The 19,478-nt window shown below is 36.1% G+C and carries 12 protein-coding genes, 1 tRNA gene and 1 riboswitch; of the genes, 12 read left to right on the top strand and 1 reads right to left on the bottom strand.

The window, feature by feature from the left end; all coding sequences use genetic code 11:
• Positions 1-36: 36 nt before the first annotated feature.
• Positions 37-870, bottom strand: coding sequence for an ABC transporter permease (locus tag HMPREF3230_RS02535; protein WP_082266240.1), 834 nt, complete (start codon positions 868-870; stop codon positions 37-39).
• A riboswitch (TPP riboswitch) is annotated at positions 860-985 on the bottom strand. (Overlaps the previous gene by 11 nt.)
• A gap of 359 nt (positions 986-1,344) precedes the next feature.
• On the opposite strand from HMPREF3230_RS02535, the gene eno reads away from it, so the two are divergent.
• The 12 genes from eno (at position 1,345) to pheT (ending at position 19,387) form a co-directional block, all read left to right on the top strand.
• Entirely contained in the window at positions 1,345-2,640 is a 1,296-nt protein-coding gene (gene eno / locus HMPREF3230_RS02530) for a phosphopyruvate hydratase (RefSeq protein ID WP_075523401.1), read from the top strand.
• A gap of 335 nt (positions 2,641-2,975) precedes the next feature.
• Positions 2,976-3,476 (top strand): 2-amino-4-hydroxy-6-hydroxymethyldihydropteridine diphosphokinase, encoded by a 501-nt coding sequence (gene folK, locus HMPREF3230_RS02525; protein WP_075523400.1) that lies wholly within the window; start codon positions 2,976-2,978, stop codon positions 3,474-3,476.
• Positions 3,477-3,490: 14 nt separating this feature from the next.
• On the top strand, positions 3,491-4,624 hold the full coding sequence (gene folP, locus HMPREF3230_RS02520; protein ID WP_075523399.1) for a dihydropteroate synthase: 1,134 nt from the start codon (positions 3,491-3,493) through the stop codon (positions 4,622-4,624).
• Positions 4,625-4,686: 62 nt separating this feature from the next.
• A complete protein-coding gene (locus HMPREF3230_RS02515) occupies positions 4,687-5,208 on the top strand; it encodes a septum formation initiator family protein (RefSeq protein WP_075523398.1) in 522 nt (173 codons plus the stop codon).
• Positions 5,209-5,442: 234 nt separating this feature from the next.
• Positions 5,443-7,125 carry a DUF501 domain-containing protein gene (locus HMPREF3230_RS02510; protein ID WP_075523397.1) on the top strand — a complete coding sequence of 561 codons (1,683 nt, stop codon included), beginning with the start codon at positions 5,443-5,445 and terminating at the stop codon, positions 7,123-7,125.
• Positions 7,126-7,166: 41 nt separating this feature from the next.
• Positions 7,167-7,250, top strand: a tRNA-Leu gene (locus tag HMPREF3230_RS02505).
• Positions 7,251-7,588: 338 nt separating this feature from the next.
• A complete protein-coding gene (locus HMPREF3230_RS02500) occupies positions 7,589-8,329 on the top strand; it encodes a hypothetical protein (RefSeq protein ID WP_230955899.1) in 741 nt (246 codons plus the stop codon).
• Between the two features lie 183 nt (positions 8,330-8,512).
• On the top strand, positions 8,513-13,321 hold the full coding sequence (locus HMPREF3230_RS02495) for a DUF4011 domain-containing protein (protein ID WP_075523395.1): 4,809 nt from the start codon (positions 8,513-8,515) through the stop codon (positions 13,319-13,321).
• 266 nt (positions 13,322-13,587) lie between these two features.
• Complete coding sequence (locus HMPREF3230_RS02490; RefSeq protein ID WP_075523394.1) at positions 13,588-14,604, top strand: cation diffusion facilitator family transporter; 1,017 nt, start codon at positions 13,588-13,590, stop codon at positions 14,602-14,604.
• A 50-nt stretch (positions 14,605-14,654) separates the two neighbouring features.
• Positions 14,655-15,644, top strand: a complete 990-nt coding sequence (locus HMPREF3230_RS02485; RefSeq protein WP_075523393.1) for a TrmH family RNA methyltransferase — start codon at positions 14,655-14,657, stop codon at positions 15,642-15,644.
• Positions 15,645-15,671: 27 nt separating this feature from the next.
• On the top strand, positions 15,672-16,757 hold the full coding sequence (gene pheS, locus HMPREF3230_RS02480; RefSeq protein WP_075523392.1) for a phenylalanine--tRNA ligase subunit alpha: 1,086 nt from the start codon (positions 15,672-15,674) through the stop codon (positions 16,755-16,757).
• 5 nt (positions 16,758-16,762) lie between these two features.
• Complete coding sequence (gene pheT, locus HMPREF3230_RS02475) at positions 16,763-19,387, top strand: phenylalanine--tRNA ligase subunit beta (protein ID WP_075523391.1); 2,625 nt, start codon at positions 16,763-16,765, stop codon at positions 19,385-19,387.
• The last annotated feature ends 91 nt before the right edge of the window (positions 19,388-19,478 follow it).

Here is a 19,478-nt window from a genome sequence, read left to right as displayed (position 1 = left end):
TGTTTTATGTTGTTTTGGTTATTTTGTGATTATTTTTTAGTTTTTAATTTCTTCTTTTTTAGTTTTTCTTTTTCGCTTTCTTCGCTCTGGCATAAGAGCATATTCAAATATGTTTGCTGTAAATTCTGAGCTAAGACCTGCAATTGCATATAAAATAATGCATGCCATAGTTTGTTCCGGTCTAAAGAATTGTTGAGCGCGAGCAAGAATATATCCAAGTCCTATTGAAGAATTAACTGTTTCACAAGTTACTAAAGCTACCCAAGCAACAGATATTGCGAATCGTAAACCAGTCATAAAACTTGGTAATGTGCCACGAAGCAAAATCTTTGTAAAAATAGTTGATTTTTTAACGTTATAAGCTTGAGCTAATTCTAATAATTTTGGATCAATATTTCTAACTCCATCGCGGATATTTACATACATAGGTCCAAAAACTCCAACGGCGATAAGAGCAATCTTCATCATTTCATCTATTCCTAGAAAAATAATGAATAATGGAGCTAAAGCTGGGAATGGTATTGAACGTAGCATATGGCTTGGCTTGTCAATTATTGTATTGCCAAGTTTACTGCCTCCTGCGAGTAGCCCGGCTGGAACAGCGAAAGCGATACCTAATAATAGTCCTGCAATAACTCGAAAAATACTTATTGCCAATGAAGGCATAAGTATTCCTTCGTTATTTAAGTCAATAAATGCTTGCACTACCTCAAGAGGGGAAGGTAAAGCTCGATTTTCAATTGGAGAAAGTGTAGTGAAAAACCACAAAAGCAAAATTACAATTGTAGAAATCCAAATTTTGCATGAAGACAACACATTGCATACAATCTTCAATATCTTTTTTGCTTCGTCATGCGAATGGTAATTCATTCGACAATCCCTTCGATAGTGCTAACTATATCAGGTTCGACGAGTATAATCTCAGCGCAATACGCTATAAATTATTGGTTATAGCATGACATACTGCGCACCCCGTGTCCGTGGCTAATTATTGCTTATAGGTATGGACAAGTGTTGTAGAATGTAAGGATTTTTTAAAAGTTGTGTAGTTTTTATTTGTGTTTTTATTTGTGTTTTAGCGTGTGTATTAGCATGTCTTAGTTAAAGTTTTTGTTGACTCTTATTTAAAATTTTTTGAGATTTATGAAATCTATTACAAAGTTTATTTGTTGCTCTTAAAAATGCTTTTAGTTAAAATTTTTAAGTATATTTTGATTTATTTTAGATTGTTATTTAATTTATGTGAACGTTCACGGCATAAATGTGTGATTCTATCTTATAACGTCCATAAAACGCACTAATCTTGGAAGAGTCATCACAACCCATAAGTTATAAGGAGTAGTTGTGGCAGCTATTGAAAGCGTATATGCACGCGAAATTTTGGATTCTCGTGGAAATCCTACTGTTCAAGTTTATTTGGAAACTGAAGATGGTGCTCAAGGCATCGGTTTAGTGCCTTCAGGTGCTTCAACTGGTGAAGCTGAGGCTTGGGAGCGCCGTGATGGCGACAAGTCTCGCTACCAAGGCAAGGGTACTTTGCAAGCAGTTAAGGCTGTTAACGAAGTAATCGCGCCAAAGGTTATTGGCATGGATGCCACTGATCAGCGCGCTCTTGATGAAACAATGATTGAGCTTGATGGTACTCCAAACAAGGGCAAGCTTGGTGCTAATGCTATTCTTGGAGTTTCTCTTGCTGCACTTTATGCAGCTGCTGAATCTGCAGAACTTCCATTGTATCGTTATATTGGTGGCACGAATGGTCACATTCTTCCAGTACCAAATATGAACATCATGAACGGTGGTGCTCATGCTGATTTTGCAACCGATATTCAGGAATACATGATTTCTCCATACGGCTTCAATACTTATAGTGAAGCTTTGCGCGCTGGCGTTGAAGTTTACCATACTTTGAAGAACGTTTTGAAGAAGGAAGGCTTAGCTACTGGCCTTGGCGATGAAGGCGGTTTTGCTCCAAAGATGAAGTCCAATGAGGATTCATTGAAGTATATTATGGATGCAATTGCAGCTGCAGGTTATGAGCCAGGAAAGCAGATTGGTATTTCTCTTGATGTTGCTTCTTCCGAATTCTACAACAAAGAAAACGGAAAGTATCGTTTTGATGGTGAAGATCGTGAATCTGCTTATATGCTTGATTACTACGAGAAGCTCATTAACGAGTATCCAATTGTTTCCATCGAAGATCCATTCCAGGAAGAAGGATGGGATGATTGGGCAGAAATCACCAAGCGTCTTGGTGATCGTTTGCAATTCGTTGGTGATGATTTGCTCGTCACTAATCCAAAGCGTTTGGCTAAGGGCATTGAACTTGGTGCAGCTAATTCATTGCTCGTGAAGTTGAACCAGATTGGTTCTGTTACTGAAACTCTTGATGCAATTGAACTTGCAACCAAGAATGGTTTCACTTCTATGGTTTCCCATCGCTCTGGAGAAACACCAGACACTACAATTTCTGATCTCGCTGTTGCTAAGAACACTGGTCAGATCAAGACTGGTGCTCCTGCTCGTGGTGAGCGCATTGCTAAGTACAATCGCTTGCTTGAGATTGAGGAAGAGCTTGGCTCTACTGCTAAGTACGCTGGTTACGATGCTTTCAAAGCTTGCAAGAAATACGTTAAGTAGTGTTGCAAGTTAAGCATATTAAAATCTAATAAGTATTTAGTAAAAGCTATTAAATATTTATAAGACGGTCGATTGCTTTTGTAATTGACCGTCTTTGCATATTCGCTAAGTTTTATGTGTTCAATTTAACTTTCGAAGTTTTATGTGTTCAATTTAACATATATAAATAATTATATGAAAGTGTATTATTTAATAGCCGTATATAATTAAACATGGAAATGTTTGAAAAACAATTCAATTATTTGCTAATAGATAATTGAATAATTGAATATGTTATGAGTCGAACGTGTTCCTTTTTTAAAATCACAATTAGATACACTATTTTGGGGGGATTTATGAGTTCGTTAGTATACGTAAGCGCTGGAAGTAACATGGGGGATCGCTTAAAGAATTTGCAACAAGCTGTATCAATGTTAAAAGAAGATTCTCATATAAGCGGTGTTGTTGTTTCTTCCGTATATGAAACTGAGCCAGTTGGAGATATTGAGCAAGATAGTTTTTATAATATAGGTCTTAAATTCCGTACAGATTTAACTCCTTATGAGCTTTTAGATTTCATTCACGAAATAGAGCAACGTTTGCATAGAAAAAGAATCATTCGTTGGGGTCCTAGAACTATTGATTTAGATATTATTGATTACGATAGATGCGTTTTTGAAAGTGAAAATCTTACTATTCCGCATAAAGAGAGAGATAATCGCAAGTTTGTTATAATCCCATTATTAGAAATTAGTAAGGATGATCCAGAATATCATGAATTATTAGAAGAAAAATTGTCTTATATAAATGATTCTCATTGGATTAAAATTGTAAAAAGTAGCGAAGTTTTTAATTAAAGGCTGGAATATTTATGAAAATTACTTTAGTACAAAATATTGAAGCTAAAAGTTTTGCAGAGCAAGTGCTTTTAGATCAAGTTGAACAATCGCAGCAATTAGCATTGCAATGGGAAGATATTCCAGTTGATTACACTAAAAAAATAGTTGATTTTTTGCGTCATTTTGATGTTTCTTATTATGTAAAAGAATCTTGTGTTCAATTTATGTTACCTTTAATTGCGCTTAAGCCATTTTTAAGCGAATGCGAAAAATTATGGAACAATGACGCAGATTTGCTTGAAAGTATTCATAAAATTTTGCGTGAAAAATCTATAATTTGGCGTGCTGGAAGATTCTGTTTTGATACTCTCGATAAGCCTATTGTTTATGCGATTTTGAACATTACTCCTGATTCTTTCTATGATGGTGGAAAATATCAAAGCGAAAAAGAAGTAAAAGATCATATTGAAGAAATGATTGATGCAGGTGCTGATGTTATTGAGGTTGGTGGTCAGACAACTAAACCAGGTGGATATTTAGAAATATCTCCAGAAGATGAAATTAAGCGTGTTATTCCAGCTATACGCTATATTCACGATAATTATCCTAAAGTAGCTGTTGCAGTAGATACTTATAAACTTCCTGTTATGAAGAAAGCTGTTGAAGAAGGAGTGGATATTGTAAACGATGTTCGCGCATTTGATACTCCTGAAAAAGTAAAACTTATGGCTGAGTCTAATGTTGGTTTAGTCACAATGCATAGCAACAGAGATAAAGAATACGATAATTTAACTAGCTCTATGTGCGAATTTTTTAAAGATAATTTGCAAATGCTTATAGACGCTGGAATTGATAAAAATAGGATTATACTCGATCAAGGTATTGGCTATGCAAAAGTTGCAGATGGTGAACAAGATTATGCAATGATGCGAAACATAAATCAATTACATCGTTTCGGCAGGCCAATATTAGTTGCGATTTCTCGAAAAGGATTTGGAAAGAAATTATTTAATCTCGATAAAGAAGATAGATTGCCTGTTACTTTAGTTGCGCAATCAGCTATGTTTATGCGAGGAGGGCGAGTGATTCGAGTTCATGATGTAGCAGAAACTCGCCAATTAGTAGATATGATTGACATAATAAATCGTTCTTATTGGGTTAAATAGTGGTTTTAATATTTGATTTTATTTTGTGTTAATACGTCGAATATGACAAGTAGGTTAGAAGTATGAGTATGAGAAAACGTCGTATGGCGCTGAATGCTGATACTAAAGAAAGCAGGAAGAAAAATCTTAAATTTTTTTCTGGTCCTATAGTTTTTGCGGCTTTACTTTCTGTGATTATTTTAGGTTCTATAGAACTTATTGCTACTATTCGTAGTTATGCTCTAAGTTTAGCAGAATTCCACGCATTGCAGCATGAAAAAACTTTGCTTGATGCGCATAGAAATAATTTGATTAACAATATAAATCGCTGGAATGATAAGGCTTATGTTGCTACACGTGCTAGATACAGATTAGGATTTGTGTTTCCAGGTGAGCAAGCAGTTCGAGTTGAGCATCCGGAAGCTGTAACAGGTAAAGTGCTTAATGAATTTGCAGACAGTAATTCTAATAGCAAATTGCATACTCAGCTTCCTTGGTATAGTGATTTGTCTTATGCGCTACATAAAGCAGATAAACCAGATAATTTGACTATACAATCCTATGATAAAACTATTGATAGTACTGTAACTAGAACTAATGATTGAGATAACTTTTTCTTGATTTTTCTTGATTTAGTTTGATCTACTTGATTCGCAACTTGATCTAGTTTGGTCAGCTTGATCCGCTTGATTTAGTTTTATTTAGTTCATGTAAGTTTTAATTTATGTGATAAGTTTTAATTTATGTGATTGATTACTTTACTAGTATGGTTTTATTGGTTTAGTGTAAAAACAAAGATGTTTTAAGAGAATAAAATATAAAATATAGGAGTTTTGATAATGGTTTTTGATGTAGAAGATGCGTTAAATAGATTTTGTGCAACGCCTTTGCGCAAAGCAGATGTAGATATTGTTCATCGTCAGCTTTCTCGTATGCCCCGTGGAATGGTAGCTGTAGGTGCTCGTTGCGTGTGTGGTCGTCCTTTAGCTGTTATAACTCGTCCGTGCTTAGAAGATGGAACGCCTTTTCCAACGACATTCTATTTAACAAGTCCTGAAGCAGTAAAAGCTGTATCTCGCATTGAAGCTGAAGGGTTTATGCGTGAATGTAATGCTCTTTTGAAAAACGATGTAAAAATTGCTGAACAATATAAAAACGCGTCTGAATCTTATAAAGCTTTTAGACATGCTTTAGCATTGAGATTAAAAGATAGCGAAGAGCATATTTTAGATATTAGCGCTGGTGGTATGCCTGATAGAGTCAAGTGTTTGCATGCTTTACTTGCTCAAACGCTTGTTATGGGCAAAGGTGTGAATCCTATTGGAGATATTGTTCTTAATAGAATTGTAGATGAGTTTAATCCTTCTGTTTGCCGTTGCACTATTCCTTGGATCGATGATGTCAGTGATGATGCTAGTGATGATGCTAGTGATGATGCTAGTGATGATGCCAGCTATGATGCTAGTAAAGTGAGTGATGATGTGAGTAAAGACGTGAATAAAGTAAGTAAATGCGAAGTTTCAAACAAATCTGTATGTGTAGCTGCTATAGATTGTGGTACGAATTCCATACGTTTAAAAATTGCTAGAGTAGACAGTCATGGTATTACAGATATTGTTCCTAGAATGTTGAGAGTTGTGCGATTAGGTGAGGGTATTGATGAAACTCATCAATTTTCTTGTGATGCTTTACAGAGAGTTAAAGCTGCAGCACAAGAGTTTGCACAAGTATTAAAAGATAATCCTGTAGATGCGATTCGTTTTGTTGCAACGTCTGCAACGCGTGATGCGAATAATCGCGATGTATTTGAGCAAATGATGATAGACGAGCTTGGAGTTAAGCCTGAGGTAATTAGCGGTACTCAAGAAGCTGAATTGAGTTTCTTAGGTGCTACAAGCGTTGTTTCAAGAGATGAGTTGCCATCACCATATTTAGTTGTTGATTTGGGTGGTGGATCTACTGAATTAGTTTTAGGCGGAGATGGTAAAACTTATGATGCTAGAAAAGTAGTTGCATCTTATTCAATGAATATTGGATCAGTTCGCATGACTGAACGTCATCTGCATACTGATCCTCCAACTGATGATGAGATTTCTTCTGCTATTTCGGATATTGACGCTCATATTGATGAAGCTTTGAAAGTTGTTCCAGTCGGGAAGGCTCGTACGATCATTGGAGTTTCTGGATCTGTAACAACTATGACTGCGCTCGCTATGGGATTAAAACATTATGATCATAGTGCTGTAGATGGTGCTTGCATTGGATTAGAACAAGCTTATACAGTTAATGATCGATTTTTGCGTATGTCTAGGGATCGTAGGCGTACTTATGCGACTATTCATCCTGGGAGAGTTGATGTTGTTGGCGGCGGAGCTGTAGTTTGGAGCAGAGTTTTAGAGAGAGTATCTAAAGCTGCTTATGAGGATCATGGCGGAGTTCTAGATACTTTTGTTGCAAGTGAGCATGGTTTATTAGATGGAATAACTCTAGATTTAGGCAGGAAATTACTCGCCACACGCTGATTTGTGTTTATGCAGTTATTGTGGCATAATATATGTCTGTTGCCTCTGTGGCGGAATTGGCATACGCATCAGACTTAAAATCTGACGCCCTTTCGGGCTTGTGGGTTCGAGTCCCACCGGAGGCACGATTAAGCGCCGCGTAGTTTTTACTGTGTGGCGCTTTTGTTTAACTTTTTGTCCTATAATCCAGTTACAACCTATGCTTGGTTTGTGCTAAAATTCTAGCGTGATTTGTTAATGCAAATTTATTTGATACAGTGATATTACATTAGGAATTACAATGATTAGTGATAATAATAAGGCACTAAGGAAGTGCAATAACGTTTTTTGTTCTGAGGTTTGGAAATTACGTCGGTTAAGTTCGATTGCATTTATAATGCTAATTTCTTTTTCTTTAATTTGCTTCAGTGGATGTGCGAATTCAAATGCAGAATTTAAATCATTACAGAAAACTTGTGAGAATTTGAAAGTTAAAGTGAATGCTGAGAGTAAGTCTCTAAAAGATGCTGTAAATGATGCAAAAAATAAAACTAGTCAGATTTCTGCCGAGGATGTAGAAGATTCTTCAGTGCTTGATAACTTGAATTCTCTATTTGATGAAGTTAAGAATGAAGATTTTTCCACAATTTCATGCTTAGTGGGTAATGCTGATGATATTAAAAAATCAAATAAAGAACTTAATAATCGTTTAGAAAACTATAAAGATAAAACAAAGCAATTACAACAAGCTTCCGATGATGTTCAGGTTTCATATAGAAAGCATGTTCTCAGTGAAGCGAAAAAAATTGCGGATGATGCAGTAGGTAAAGTTAAAGATCCTAAAGTTATTGATAATCTTAATGAAGCAATAAACAACAACGATACTGATGCAATTCCTGATGCTGTAAAAGCTGTTAATGAAAGTATTGAGGCAAAAAACAAGGAAGATGAAGAGGCTCGTAAAGAATCTCAGAAAAAGCGTCTTCCAACTACCGTAAGGAAGCAGCCTACAAATAACGTTAATCCACATCCTCAGGGGCAGCATTCTCAGGGGAGGCATCCTCAGGAGCAGCGGCCTCAGGAGCAGCATCCTCAGGTATCTCAAAAGTATGTGCATCCTGGATCTTTCTGCTCACGAGAAGGTGCTACTGGTGTAACAACTAAAGGAACTCCAATGGTATGTATAAGCCGTGACGGTGATAGGCCTCGTTGGAGAAGAGGATAGTTTTTACAAGTTATTTTTTAAATTATCTATTGATGGACAGTAGTGGTTGCTACTGTCCATCAAGGTTATTTATATATTATTTTTTTTTTAAACTCTCTACTTTTATAGACAAAGAGAAAGTATTTAGAGTTAAAATTATTCCAATTGAGTTGTTACCAACATTGCTTGTGAGGTAAAGAGCAGATGGAAGCCAAACAATTAATTGAGTTATCTAAGCGTATAGATAAATGGGCAGAACAATTATTGGATACTGGCAAGCGAAATAATCTTATAAGTTTTAAAGATCGTAAATTGTCTATAGAAGTATTGAAGCCAAGTGCCAAAGAGATTTTCCAAGAGTTCTCTTCAGGTAATCCAAAGTCTTTTGAAATATTTAATCCTCCGCAGATTTTTTACGCTGATAATAGTAATGACGACTCTTCTGTACAAAATACAGGCTTAGATAGTAAAAGAAATAAACGTATTTATAACAAAAACGATTTTCTTAATAAATTCTCTAATGAAATAAGTTCCTCACAAGTTCTTGCGTACAGCATTTCCGGTAATCCTATAGTTGCTGCAAGAAAGATTATGAAAACTTCCGATGAAATTATGAAAGAGACCGGCATAAATGTTGTATACATGGCATTTGGATTTATTCATTGGAAAGATGTTAATTATGCTGACACTGTTTATGATGCTCCTATACTTTTAATTCCTATTCAAATAAAAAATAAATCTATTGCTGATCCGTTCATAATATCCTTATTTGATAATGAGGTTATCATAAATGAAACATTTTCGCTCAAACTCAATAACGAGTATGGCATAACTCTTCCGGAATATGAAAATGGAACAACTCTAGAAGAATATTTTGAAAGTGTTCAAGATTTAGTTTCTAAATTAGGCTGGTGTGTAAGCAAAGAATGTAAGATCGGACTTTTTTCTTTCGCAAAAATAAATATGTATATGGATCTTAAGAATAATAAAGATAAGATTCTTAATAATTTAATTGTCAATAAGCTTTTAGGCTGTTCTACAGATTCTTATGACGAATCTGATGAAGATATAGATGGGTCTGAGGCTGGTAAGGATTCAATAATTGATTTATGCAATGTTGTTGACGCTGATTCTAGCCAAATTGATGCTATAGAAATGGCTAAAGCTGGTAAAAGCTTTGTTTTGCAAGGCCCTCCAGGAACTGGTAAAAGTCAAACAATTACAAATATTATCGCTGAGTGCCTTAATGATGGTAAAAAAGTATTATTCGTTTCAGAAAAGCTTGCTGCGCTAAAAGTTGTATATAACAAAATGCAGCAGACAGGTATTGCTGACTTCTGCCTTCAACTTCATTCAAATAAAGCCAATAAGAAAGATGTTATCAAAGATATATGTAATAACTTCGATATTCAAAAGAATGAAATTAATCAACTAAAAGTTGATGAGGAAATAAATGTTAAAGTAAAAGCAAAAGAGAAATTGGATTCTTATGACTACAATCTTCACAAAGTAAATCCTGTAATTAATAAGAGCTTGTATGATTTATATGAGCGTCTTGCAAAATTTGATAAAGATCCTGATGTTATATGTGAGGTTCAAGATATATCTAAATTAGGACCAGATTATCTCGATAATGCCACTAATCTTTTAATAAAATATGTAGATTATCTTCCTACTATCGGATATGACTATCATGACAATCCTTGGTATGGGTATTTGAATCGAAATCTTTCTATTATGGAAGAAATGCGGATAAAGAATAGTGTTTCTTCTTCTGTTGATACGTTAGAAAGGTTATCGCAAATATCTAATGATATTTCTAAGCGTTATAATATTTGCTGCAAAAATTTGGTAGATATTTTCTTTTGGAGAAGTTTCTTTGAACTTGTTGGTGGCTCGTATTTAATTACTCCTGGTCTTCTAAATAAGCGTAATTTTGATATAGCTTATGATTCTTTGCAAAAATTGCAGTCAATTAGCAATTGGATACATGCTTCGATGCAAAATCTGTCTGACTGCAATGATGATATTTATAAGTTAAATGGTGTAGAGAATTACAGTGACCTGAAACACTTTAGTGGTGCATTATCTAGGATTTTTAACTCGAATTATAAAAAGATTGTTTCTGATATACGATTGTGCAAAAAAGTAAATAAAAAACCTAAATATTATGAATCTGTTCTTTTAATGAAGAGCTTATCTGATTATCAGAATGCAATGAGTGAATATATTTATATTGAATCTTCTATCAAATCATTGCTTGGTCCAGCGTATAAAGGAATTTATACTGACTGGAATTATGTTAATAACCAGATGGAAGCTCTTAAAAATCTTATTGATAGAGGATACTCATTTGAGTCATTAGAAAAATATTCAAGTTTCTTATCTGAGAATAAATCTTTCATTGAATATTCTAATCAGATTGCTGGTATTCTAAGTGAAAATAATCTTCAAAATCTAAATTATATTTTCAATAGTTTTGACAAGAAGATTGTTGATTTTAATGTTTTAACTTTGGAAGATGCTAAAACTAGACTGAACTGCTGTCTTTCATCTATTAATGGACTGAAGTATTGGTGCGGTTTTAGAGATTTACTTGTTGATATTAAAGAGATTGGGGTCCTTACATTTATTAACGATGTTATAAAGAATAATGTTAATGAAGATAGCATTGTAGGGACTTTTAAGAAGCAGTTCTATTTGCAATGGATTGACTTACTTATTAGGCAGAATAGTTCTTTGTTGCAATTTAGTAGGCTTTCTCAAGATAGGGCAGTAAAAGAATTTGCAGAGAAAGATATTGAACAGTTTAAGATAAATCAAATAAAATTACGTGAGAAGCTTTCATCTGCATGCCCTGAGTCTAATTGCGCTTCATATGGAAGTCCTCTAAGCATGCTACTGCGTGAAAATCAGAAATCAAGAAGCAAAAAGAATATACGCGAACTTATTAAAGAAGCTGGAGAGCTTGTTCAGAAAGTTAAGCCGTGCTTTATGATGTCACCTTTAAGTGTGAGTACGTATCTTGACTATGATTCTATGCAATTCGATATTGTAATATTCGATGAAGCTTCGCAGATGTTTCCTTGGGATGCTATTTGCGCAATAAGTCGCGCGAAGCAAGCTATTATTGTTGGCGATTCTAAGCAAATGCCACCTACTAATTTCTTTGCTACTGTTATAAATAATGATGAAGATGATGACGAAGATGATGATGATGATGTAAGAAGCTTTGATTCTATATTGGATTTAGCTTCTGTTGTTTTGCCACAGGTCAGATTGAGCTGGCATTATCGTAGTCGCTGTGAACAACTTATTGCTTTTTCTAATAAGAATTTTTATGATAACAAGCTTATAAGTTTCCCATCTGCTGATGCTGATTCTGAAGGTTTGGGTATTGATTATTACTATGCAAATGGCGAATTTGATCGTTCTTCTCATAACAATAGAGAAGAAGCTGAGTATGTTGTTGATTTGATTTATAAGAACATTGATAAATACCCTAATAGAAGTTTGGGCGTTATTGCATTTAGTCAAAGTCAACAAAATCTTATTGACAAATTGTTGTTCAGGAGGCGTCAATCTACTCCAGAAAAAGAGTTTTTCTTTGATGAGAACAAAGAGGATGCGTTCTTCATAAAGAATCTTGAAACTGTTCAAGGAGATGAGCGTGACACTATTATATTCAGCATTGGATATGGTCCAGATTCTAAAGGTGTTATTCTTCTTAATTTTGGACCTTTAAATAAAGAAGGTGGCGAAAAACGCTTGAATGTTGCTGTTACAAGAGCAAAATATAACATTCAAGTTGTTTCTTCCATGCATGCGATGGATATAGATCTAAGTCGCACTGAATCAGAAGGTGTTAGACTGCTAAGAGAGTATCTTGATTTTGCAGAAAATGGTGAGATCGCTTTACGGCGCAGTGAAAGCGTTGGAAATACGGATCAGTTTGATTCAGACTTTGAATATGAAGTCTGTGAATTCTTACGAAATCATGGGTTCTCTGTAGACACGCAGGTAGGATGTTCTGGATTCAGGATTGATCTTGGATTAAAGATTCGCGATAGTTCCGACTATGTTTTGGCGATTGAATGTGATGGTGCTACATATCATTCGTCTAAGAATGCTCGTGATCGTGATAGACTTCGACAGACTATTTTGGAAAATATGGGTTGGAAATTCTATAGAATTTGGTCGACTGAGTGGTTTAAGAATAGGATAGTTGAGCAAGAGAAGCTTTTGGCTGCTGCTAACGAAGCTGTAAAAATGAAATGCATTCATGAAGAAGATTCTTCTGATAGTAGTGCATCTTTGTCTGATAAACGTATAGTTTCTTCGGATAATAATTCAGTTGATTTACTTGATTCTGTTCATGGTAAGAATGTAACTCATGCAGATTCTCATCATGAATATATGGAAAATATGAGTAGGGTAGAAGAAAAATCTTCAGCAAATCTCAATAATATTACACAACCGGTTGATACTAATCATTTTTCTTTTGAAAAATACAAGATGGCTGATTGCAAAAATACTTTTGATGAGCATAAAAACATAGGTTTTAAAGAAATTGTTAAGGATATTCTAGAAGTTGAAGCTCCTCTTTCAGAAGACCTTCTTTTGCAGAGGATTGTTTGGTATTTTCAACGTGAGAAAGTTACTTCAGTCGTGCAAAAAAGTTTTGATATAAAAATGCGAGGATGCGAATATTTCGGTATTATTCGTAGGAATGGGTTTATGTATTTAGAAAATAAGCCTATTGTTTTCAGATTACCTGGCGACATTATTCGCAATTTTAATCAGATTGCACCTGAAGAGATTGGCGAAGGAATACTAGAGATTATTCGTAAAAATGTTAAGGTAACAAAAGATGGTTTATATAAATTTATGGCCGAACTATATGGAAAAAAGAGAATAGGGAAACATGATATTGAAGCTTTAGACAATGCTTTGTGTATGTTGCTTGAATCCGGTAAAATTAGTGAAAACAGCGGCATTATAAACCTTAGTTGATACAGCTATGGGATTCTGGCAAGTGTTGTGTTAAACGTCACTATAAGCACATATCTTTTCACACGTTTTACTAAAATCATGGTTATATGACTAAAATAATTGGTCGTATGCCAAATTCATGGTTATATGCCCAAAAATTCATTGGTCGTGTGTCCAAAAATCAGGGGTTATATGCCAAAATCATGGGTCATAGCGCAAAAATAATAATCATAAATATTTTGTGATTTATTTAACTGATGTATGCTCATATAGGGGGTGCTTAATTTATGCATAATCATGATATTTCAACGCAATCTAGCTCAAATGAATCTTATGCTAATACTGATTTTTCGCAATATTCTATTGAATCTAATTCGAACGAATCACGTAATAATAGCTATAATCCGCATCGTTCGCATCAGAAGCGCTTGATTCTAACTTTATCTCTTACGTCAATAGTTTTCTTTGCAGAAGTAGTAGGATCTTTCCTTACAAATTCTCTTTCGCTTCTTATTGATGCTGGGCATATGCTCACAGATATATCAGTTCTTGTTGCTTCGACTCTAACTGCAATACTTATGCAGCGCCGTCCTAATAGGAAACGTACATGGGGATGGGCGCGTTTAGAAGTTATTACAGCTGCAGCAGGTGCTTTAGTATTACTTTTCGTTGGAGTATATGCTCTTGTTGAAGCGTGTATGCGTCTTTTTGGTAATGGGCATAGTGGTATTCATGATGTGAATCAGCTGCTTTTCTTTGGTCTTCTTGGTTTGATTGCCAATGTTGGATCTATTATTATTTTAGTTTCTCGTTCTAACGACAATATGAATATGCGAGCTGCTTTCTTAGAGGTTATGAATGATGCTTTAGGGTCTGTAGCTGTAGTAATTTCAGCAGTTGTTATGATGAGTACTAATTGGAGTGGATTTGATGCTTTAGCTGGTGGAATTATTGCGATTTTGATGATTCCTAGGGCAATAAAATTATTAAAAAATGCTATAAAAGTATTATTGGAACAAACACCTGAAGGTTTAGATTTAGATTTAGTTCGTAAGCATTTAGAAGGTGTTGAGCATGTAATAGCTGTGCACGATTTGCATGCTAGTACTGTTTCTACAGGTATGCCTATTTTTATGGCTCATGTAGTTGTTGATAGAGATTTGAATATGGATCAGTGCGCACAAATTCTTAGTCAACTTCAAGATTGTTTACGTGAGCATTTTCCTGTATCTGTTTCGCATACCACTTTTCAACTAGAACCTGAAGGATACACAACTCCTAGCTCATCTGAGCATCATGAGTAATTTAATTAGCATTCTTAAGCGTTGGTATGAGTTTAAAGTAAGGTGATATTATGCCTTTGAAAGAATTGATGGATAATCCTCATAGCGATAGAGTAAAGCGTATTTGTGCTATAAAACGTATAAAATCACATGAAAATTTAAAGTTTTTAGTTGAAGGACCTCAAAGTGTACGTGAAGCTGTTCGATATGCTTCAGACTTTATTTGTGATATTTATGCATTAGATGATGCTGTTTATGCGCTTGAGTCTTCGGATTCGCTTGAGTCGCCGAATAATAGTGCAGGTTGCTACGTTTCAAATGCTGCTAATAGTAATTCTTCTTCTACAATTTCTTCTACAGACGCTTCTACAAACATTTCCACAAACACTTCTATCGTTCGCGAATCTTTGGAAAAACAGTGTTATGTTCATCCTGTAACAAGTGATGTAATGAAAAAAATTAGCACTGATAGTCAAGGAATTGTTGCTGTTTTGGACGCTAAATCTTTAGAAGATTCCTACGAATCGGATGTTAAGAATTTAGAAGATTGTGCGAAAAAAAGTAGTAAAACTTTGCGAATTGCAGCTTGTTGGCAAGTAAGAGATCCAGGTAATGCTGGTGCTATTATTCGTGTTGCTGATGTTGCAGGATGTGATGCTGTAGTATTTGTTGACGATTGTGTTAATTTACAAAATCCAAAACTTGTTCGCTCTACTGCAGGTTCGTTATTCCATCTTCCTGTAATTACTATGAGCGAAAGTGAATGGTTTGATTGGGCTTCATCTGCTGGTGTGAAAATAATTGCTGCGGATATTTACGGAACGAAAAATCGCAAGCCAAAAGATTTTCCTCTTGTAGTTAAAGATAGTGAACTAATGAAATCTTCTTTAGCTGTTTTATTTGGTAATGAAGCTCGTGGTTTGAATGAGGAAATTCTAAATAAGGTTGATGAAATATCAATAATACCTATTTATGGTAAAGCTGAATCAATGAATTTAGCTACTAGTGCAGCAGTTATGCTTATGGGCTTAGCTATGTCTAGTCATGAGCGAAAAATGTAGCTTTGTAGCGTAACGATTAACTTTTATATGAATAGGAAGGGTGCTGTGACGGGTAATAAGCCATTTGATTTGGATGCTGTCAAAAAAGCAGTGGAAGAGGGCATTGCTTGTGTAGAGTCCGCTCAAAGCATGGATGATTTGAAGTCGGCAAAAACAAAATATGCTGGTTCGCAATCTGTTATGACTTTGGCGAGTAAAGAGATTGGTAGTTTGCCTGCTGAACAGAAGAAGGAAGTTGGCAAAGTAATGTCACAATTGCGTGCAGATTTCGGTCGTGCTTTCGCAGTTGCGTCTGAACGAATTAAATCTCTTGAAGAAGCTCGTATTCTTTCTGCGGAAACTGTAGATATGACGCTTCCTATAAACCGTAAGCCTTTGGGTGCGCGTCATCCTATTTCGCGTATTATTGAAGATTTTGAAGACTTTTTTGTGTCTATGGGTTGGCAAATTTCTGCAGGTCCTGAGGTTGAAACTGAGTGGTTCGATTTTGATGCTTTGAATTTTGGACCAGATCATCCTGCTCGCCAAATGCAAGACACTTTCTATGTTCAAGGTAATCAAGCTCAAGATGCTGCTGGATTTGTTGGTTCGAACATGGTTTTGCGTACGCAAACTTCATCTGATCAAGTTCGTGCTTTAATTGAACGTGGTGTTCCTCTTTATATTGCTTCTCCAGGTAGAGTTTTTCGTACTGATGAGCTAGATGCAACTCACACTCCAGTGTTCCATCAATGCGAAGCTTTGGCTGTAGATAAGAATCTGAGTATGGCTGATTTGAAGGGTGTTCTTGATCGTTTGGCTGTTGCTATGTTTGGTCCAGATGCAAAGAGCCGCTTACGTCCTAGCTATTTTCCATTTACTGAGCCTAGTGCTGAGCTTGATTTGTGGTTCCCAGATAAAAAAGGTGGTCCTGGCTGGATCGAGTGGGGCGGCTGTGGAATGGTAAATCCTAATGTGCTTAAGTCTGCAGGATTAGATCCAGAAGTTTATACAGGTTTCGCTTTTGGAGTAGGTTTGGAGCGTACTTTGTTGCTTCGACACGATATTAACGATATGCATGATTTGGTTGAAGGCGATAAGCGCTTCGCACAACAGTTTGTAATGGGGGAGTAATACTCATGCCAATGGTAGATATTGACTGGCTTAAAGATCATGTTGAAGTGCCAGATGGTTTAACTTGTGAACAACTAGCTAAAGATTTAGTTCGTGTTGGTTTAGAAGAGGAAGAAATACACGCATCTCAGGTTACAGGTCCTATTGTTGTTGGCTACGTAGTTGATGCTACTCCTGAACCACAAAAGAACGGTAAAACTATAAACTGGTGCCATATTGACGTTGGAGATAAGTATAACGATGTTGATGCCAACGGTAAGAAGGTTCCTCGTGGCATTATTTGTGGCGCTCCTAATATGGCTGCTGGAGAAAAGGTTGTTGTGACGCTTCCTGGAGCTGTGCTTCCTGGAGATTTCAAGATTGAGCCTAGAAAAACTTATGGTCATATTTCGGATGGCATGTGTGCTTCCGAGCGTGAGCTTGGATTAGGTGACAGTCATAATGGAATTATTTTGCTACGCGAGTATGGGTTCTCTAAAGCTGAATACGATGCTTTGAAACCTGGCGATGATGTTATGGATTTGCTGCATCTAAATAAGCCGATTTTAGAGATTAACATAACTCCTGATCGTGGTTATGCATTCTCATATAGAGGTGTTGCTCGTGAATACCATAATTCAACTGGAGCAGTTTATAAAGATCCTGTTATTGAATTAAATAAAGATATTCCAGTTTTAGATGGTCTTCCAGCAGGAGAGCCAACTGATATTGATGTAAGTATTGAAGATAATAATCCTATTCATGGCGTTATTGGTTGTGATCGTTATTATGCTCGCGCTATTAGGAATGTTGACGCGAATGCTTCTAGTCCTCAATGGATGCGCAGACGTTTGACTCGTGCAGGTATGCGTGGAATTTCCCTTGCTGTAGATGTAACAAATTATGTGATGTTGGATCTTGGTCAGCCTTTGCATGCTTACGATTTAGATAAAATCGATGGTCCTATTGTTGTTCGCCGCGCTAGAACAGGTGAGCATTTAACTACTTTAGATGGTAAAGATCATGAGCTTACTGAAGAGGATTTAGTGATTTGTGATTCTCCAAGTGGAAATCATGGCTCTCGCGTGTTAGGTCTTGCTGGAGTTATGGGTGGAATGTATGGAGAAGTTACGAGTGAAACTAAGAATGTGTTGATTGAATCAGCTCACTTCGATCCTGTTTCTATTGCTCGTACAGCTCGTCGCCATAAGATTCCTTCTGAAGCTTCTCGTAGGTTTGAACGTGGTGTTGATACTGAGCTTCAGCCTGCTGCAGCTCAAATGGCTGTTAAGTTATTAGCTGATTTAGGTGGAGGTAATCCATCTAAGTATCCTAATGACGTTAATAACACTCAACAGCGTAGTGTTATTGTTTTCAAAGCTGATGAAGTTAAGCGTGTTGCAGGTCTTGATGTTGATTTGAATCGTATTAGCGATATTCTAACTGATATTGGTTGTTCAGTAGCTGGTGGTGGAAATGGTTCGTTTTCAGTTCTTCCTCCTACTTGGAGACCAGATTTGAATGAGCCTTGTGATTTAGTTGAAGAAATCGCTCGTTTAATTGGTTATGACGAGATTCCTGTTAAAGTTCCTGCTGTTCCTATTGTTGGTAAAACGGGTTTGACTGCTGAACAATCTATTCGTAGAGCTATTGCGTATGAGCTTGCAGAAATGGGACTAGTTGAGTCTTTGAGCTATCCATTCGTTGGAGAGGAAGATTTTAAAGCTTTCCGCCAAGATGTTGATGAAGTATCTAAAGTTAGCGTTAGAATTGCTAATCCTTTGGCTGAGAATAGACCTTGGCTTCGCCGTAATATTCTTACTACTTTAGCTGGTAGCGTTCGTAGGAATCTTCATCGTGGTTTAAGTGATGTTTCGCTTTATGAATTAGGTCACGTGTATCTTGCAGATCCTAAAGCTCCTGCTATTCCAGCTTTGCCTGGTTGTGTGCGCCCTACAGATGCTGAACTTGCTGCATTGGATGCAGGTTTGCCAGATCAACCTTTGCATGTTTCTGCTCTAATGACAGGTAAAGCTGAAGAAACTGGTTGGCTTGCAACTCATAGAGATGTAGATTGGAGCGATGCTGTAGAAGCAGTTACACGTTTAGGAAAGCGAATTGGTGTTGATTTTGAAATTCGCCAGCTTTCTGCAAATGTTGTTCCTGCTTCTTGGCATCCCGGTCGTACTGCTAAAGTGTATGTTCCAGTTGATGGAAGTGACGGAGTTGAGATTGGTATTGTAGGAGAGTTGCATCCTCAAGTTGATGAGAATTTAGATTTGCCTAAACATTCTGCTGCTTTTGAGCTTGATTTAACTGCTTTATTTGCATCTATGTGCATTAAGCCTGTTCAAGCTAAGCCTGTTTCAACATTCCCTCCAGTTAAGCAAGATTTTGCTTTTGTTGCTCCTTCTTCTTTAACTGCTAAGGATTTGGAAGATGCTATTAAAAAAGCTTCTGGTGATTTGCTTGAGTCTATTGAGCTTTTTGACGTTTATGAAGGCGAGCAGCTTTCAGATGGCTTAAGATCTCTTGCATATTCTGTGACTTTCCGCGCGAAAGATAGAACTCTTTCTGGTGAAGAGATGGAATCTGTACGCGAATCGATTACAAAATCTGCTAAAGAATTGCATGCTACTTTGCGAGTGTAGTATTTAATATTCTAAATTACGCTTAAGTGCTGTTAGTCAATGCTTTTCGTAGCTTTACTAGCTAATGGCTTGTTAAATAGTGTAACTGTTC

Origin of the sequence: Gardnerella vaginalis, assembly GCF_001563665.1 — a bacterium.
GTDB lineage: Bacteria > Actinomycetota > Actinomycetes > Actinomycetales > Bifidobacteriaceae > Bifidobacterium > Bifidobacterium vaginale_A.
Note: the sequence above shows the minus strand (reverse complement) of the source record. Positions and strands in the feature narration are given on the sequence as shown.

Bases quoted from the DNA above. Each gene is read 5' to 3' on its own strand.
- HMPREF3230_RS02510 (WP_075523397.1), top strand. From the start codon at position 5,443: ATGGTTTTTGATGTAGAAGATGCGTTAAATAGATTTTGTGCAACGCCT.
- HMPREF3230_RS02535 (WP_082266240.1), bottom strand. From the start codon at position 870: ATGAATTACCATTCGCATGACGAAGCAAAAAAGATATTGAAGATTGTA.
- folK (WP_075523400.1), top strand. From the start codon at position 2,976: ATGAGTTCGTTAGTATACGTAAGCGCTGGAAGTAACATGGGGGATCGC.
- HMPREF3230_RS02515 (WP_075523398.1), top strand. From the start codon at position 4,687: ATGAGTATGAGAAAACGTCGTATGGCGCTGAATGCTGATACTAAAGAA.
- HMPREF3230_RS02495 (WP_075523395.1), top strand. From the start codon at position 8,513: ATGGAAGCCAAACAATTAATTGAGTTATCTAAGCGTATAGATAAATGG.
- pheS (WP_075523392.1), top strand. From the start codon at position 15,672: ATGAATAGGAAGGGTGCTGTGACGGGTAATAAGCCATTTGATTTGGAT.
- pheT (WP_075523391.1), top strand. From the start codon at position 16,763: ATGCCAATGGTAGATATTGACTGGCTTAAAGATCATGTTGAAGTGCCA.
- HMPREF3230_RS02485 (WP_075523393.1), top strand. From the start codon at position 14,655: ATGCCTTTGAAAGAATTGATGGATAATCCTCATAGCGATAGAGTAAAG.
- folP (WP_075523399.1), top strand. From the start codon at position 3,491: ATGAAAATTACTTTAGTACAAAATATTGAAGCTAAAAGTTTTGCAGAG.
- HMPREF3230_RS02490 (WP_075523394.1), top strand. From the start codon at position 13,588: ATGCATAATCATGATATTTCAACGCAATCTAGCTCAAATGAATCTTAT.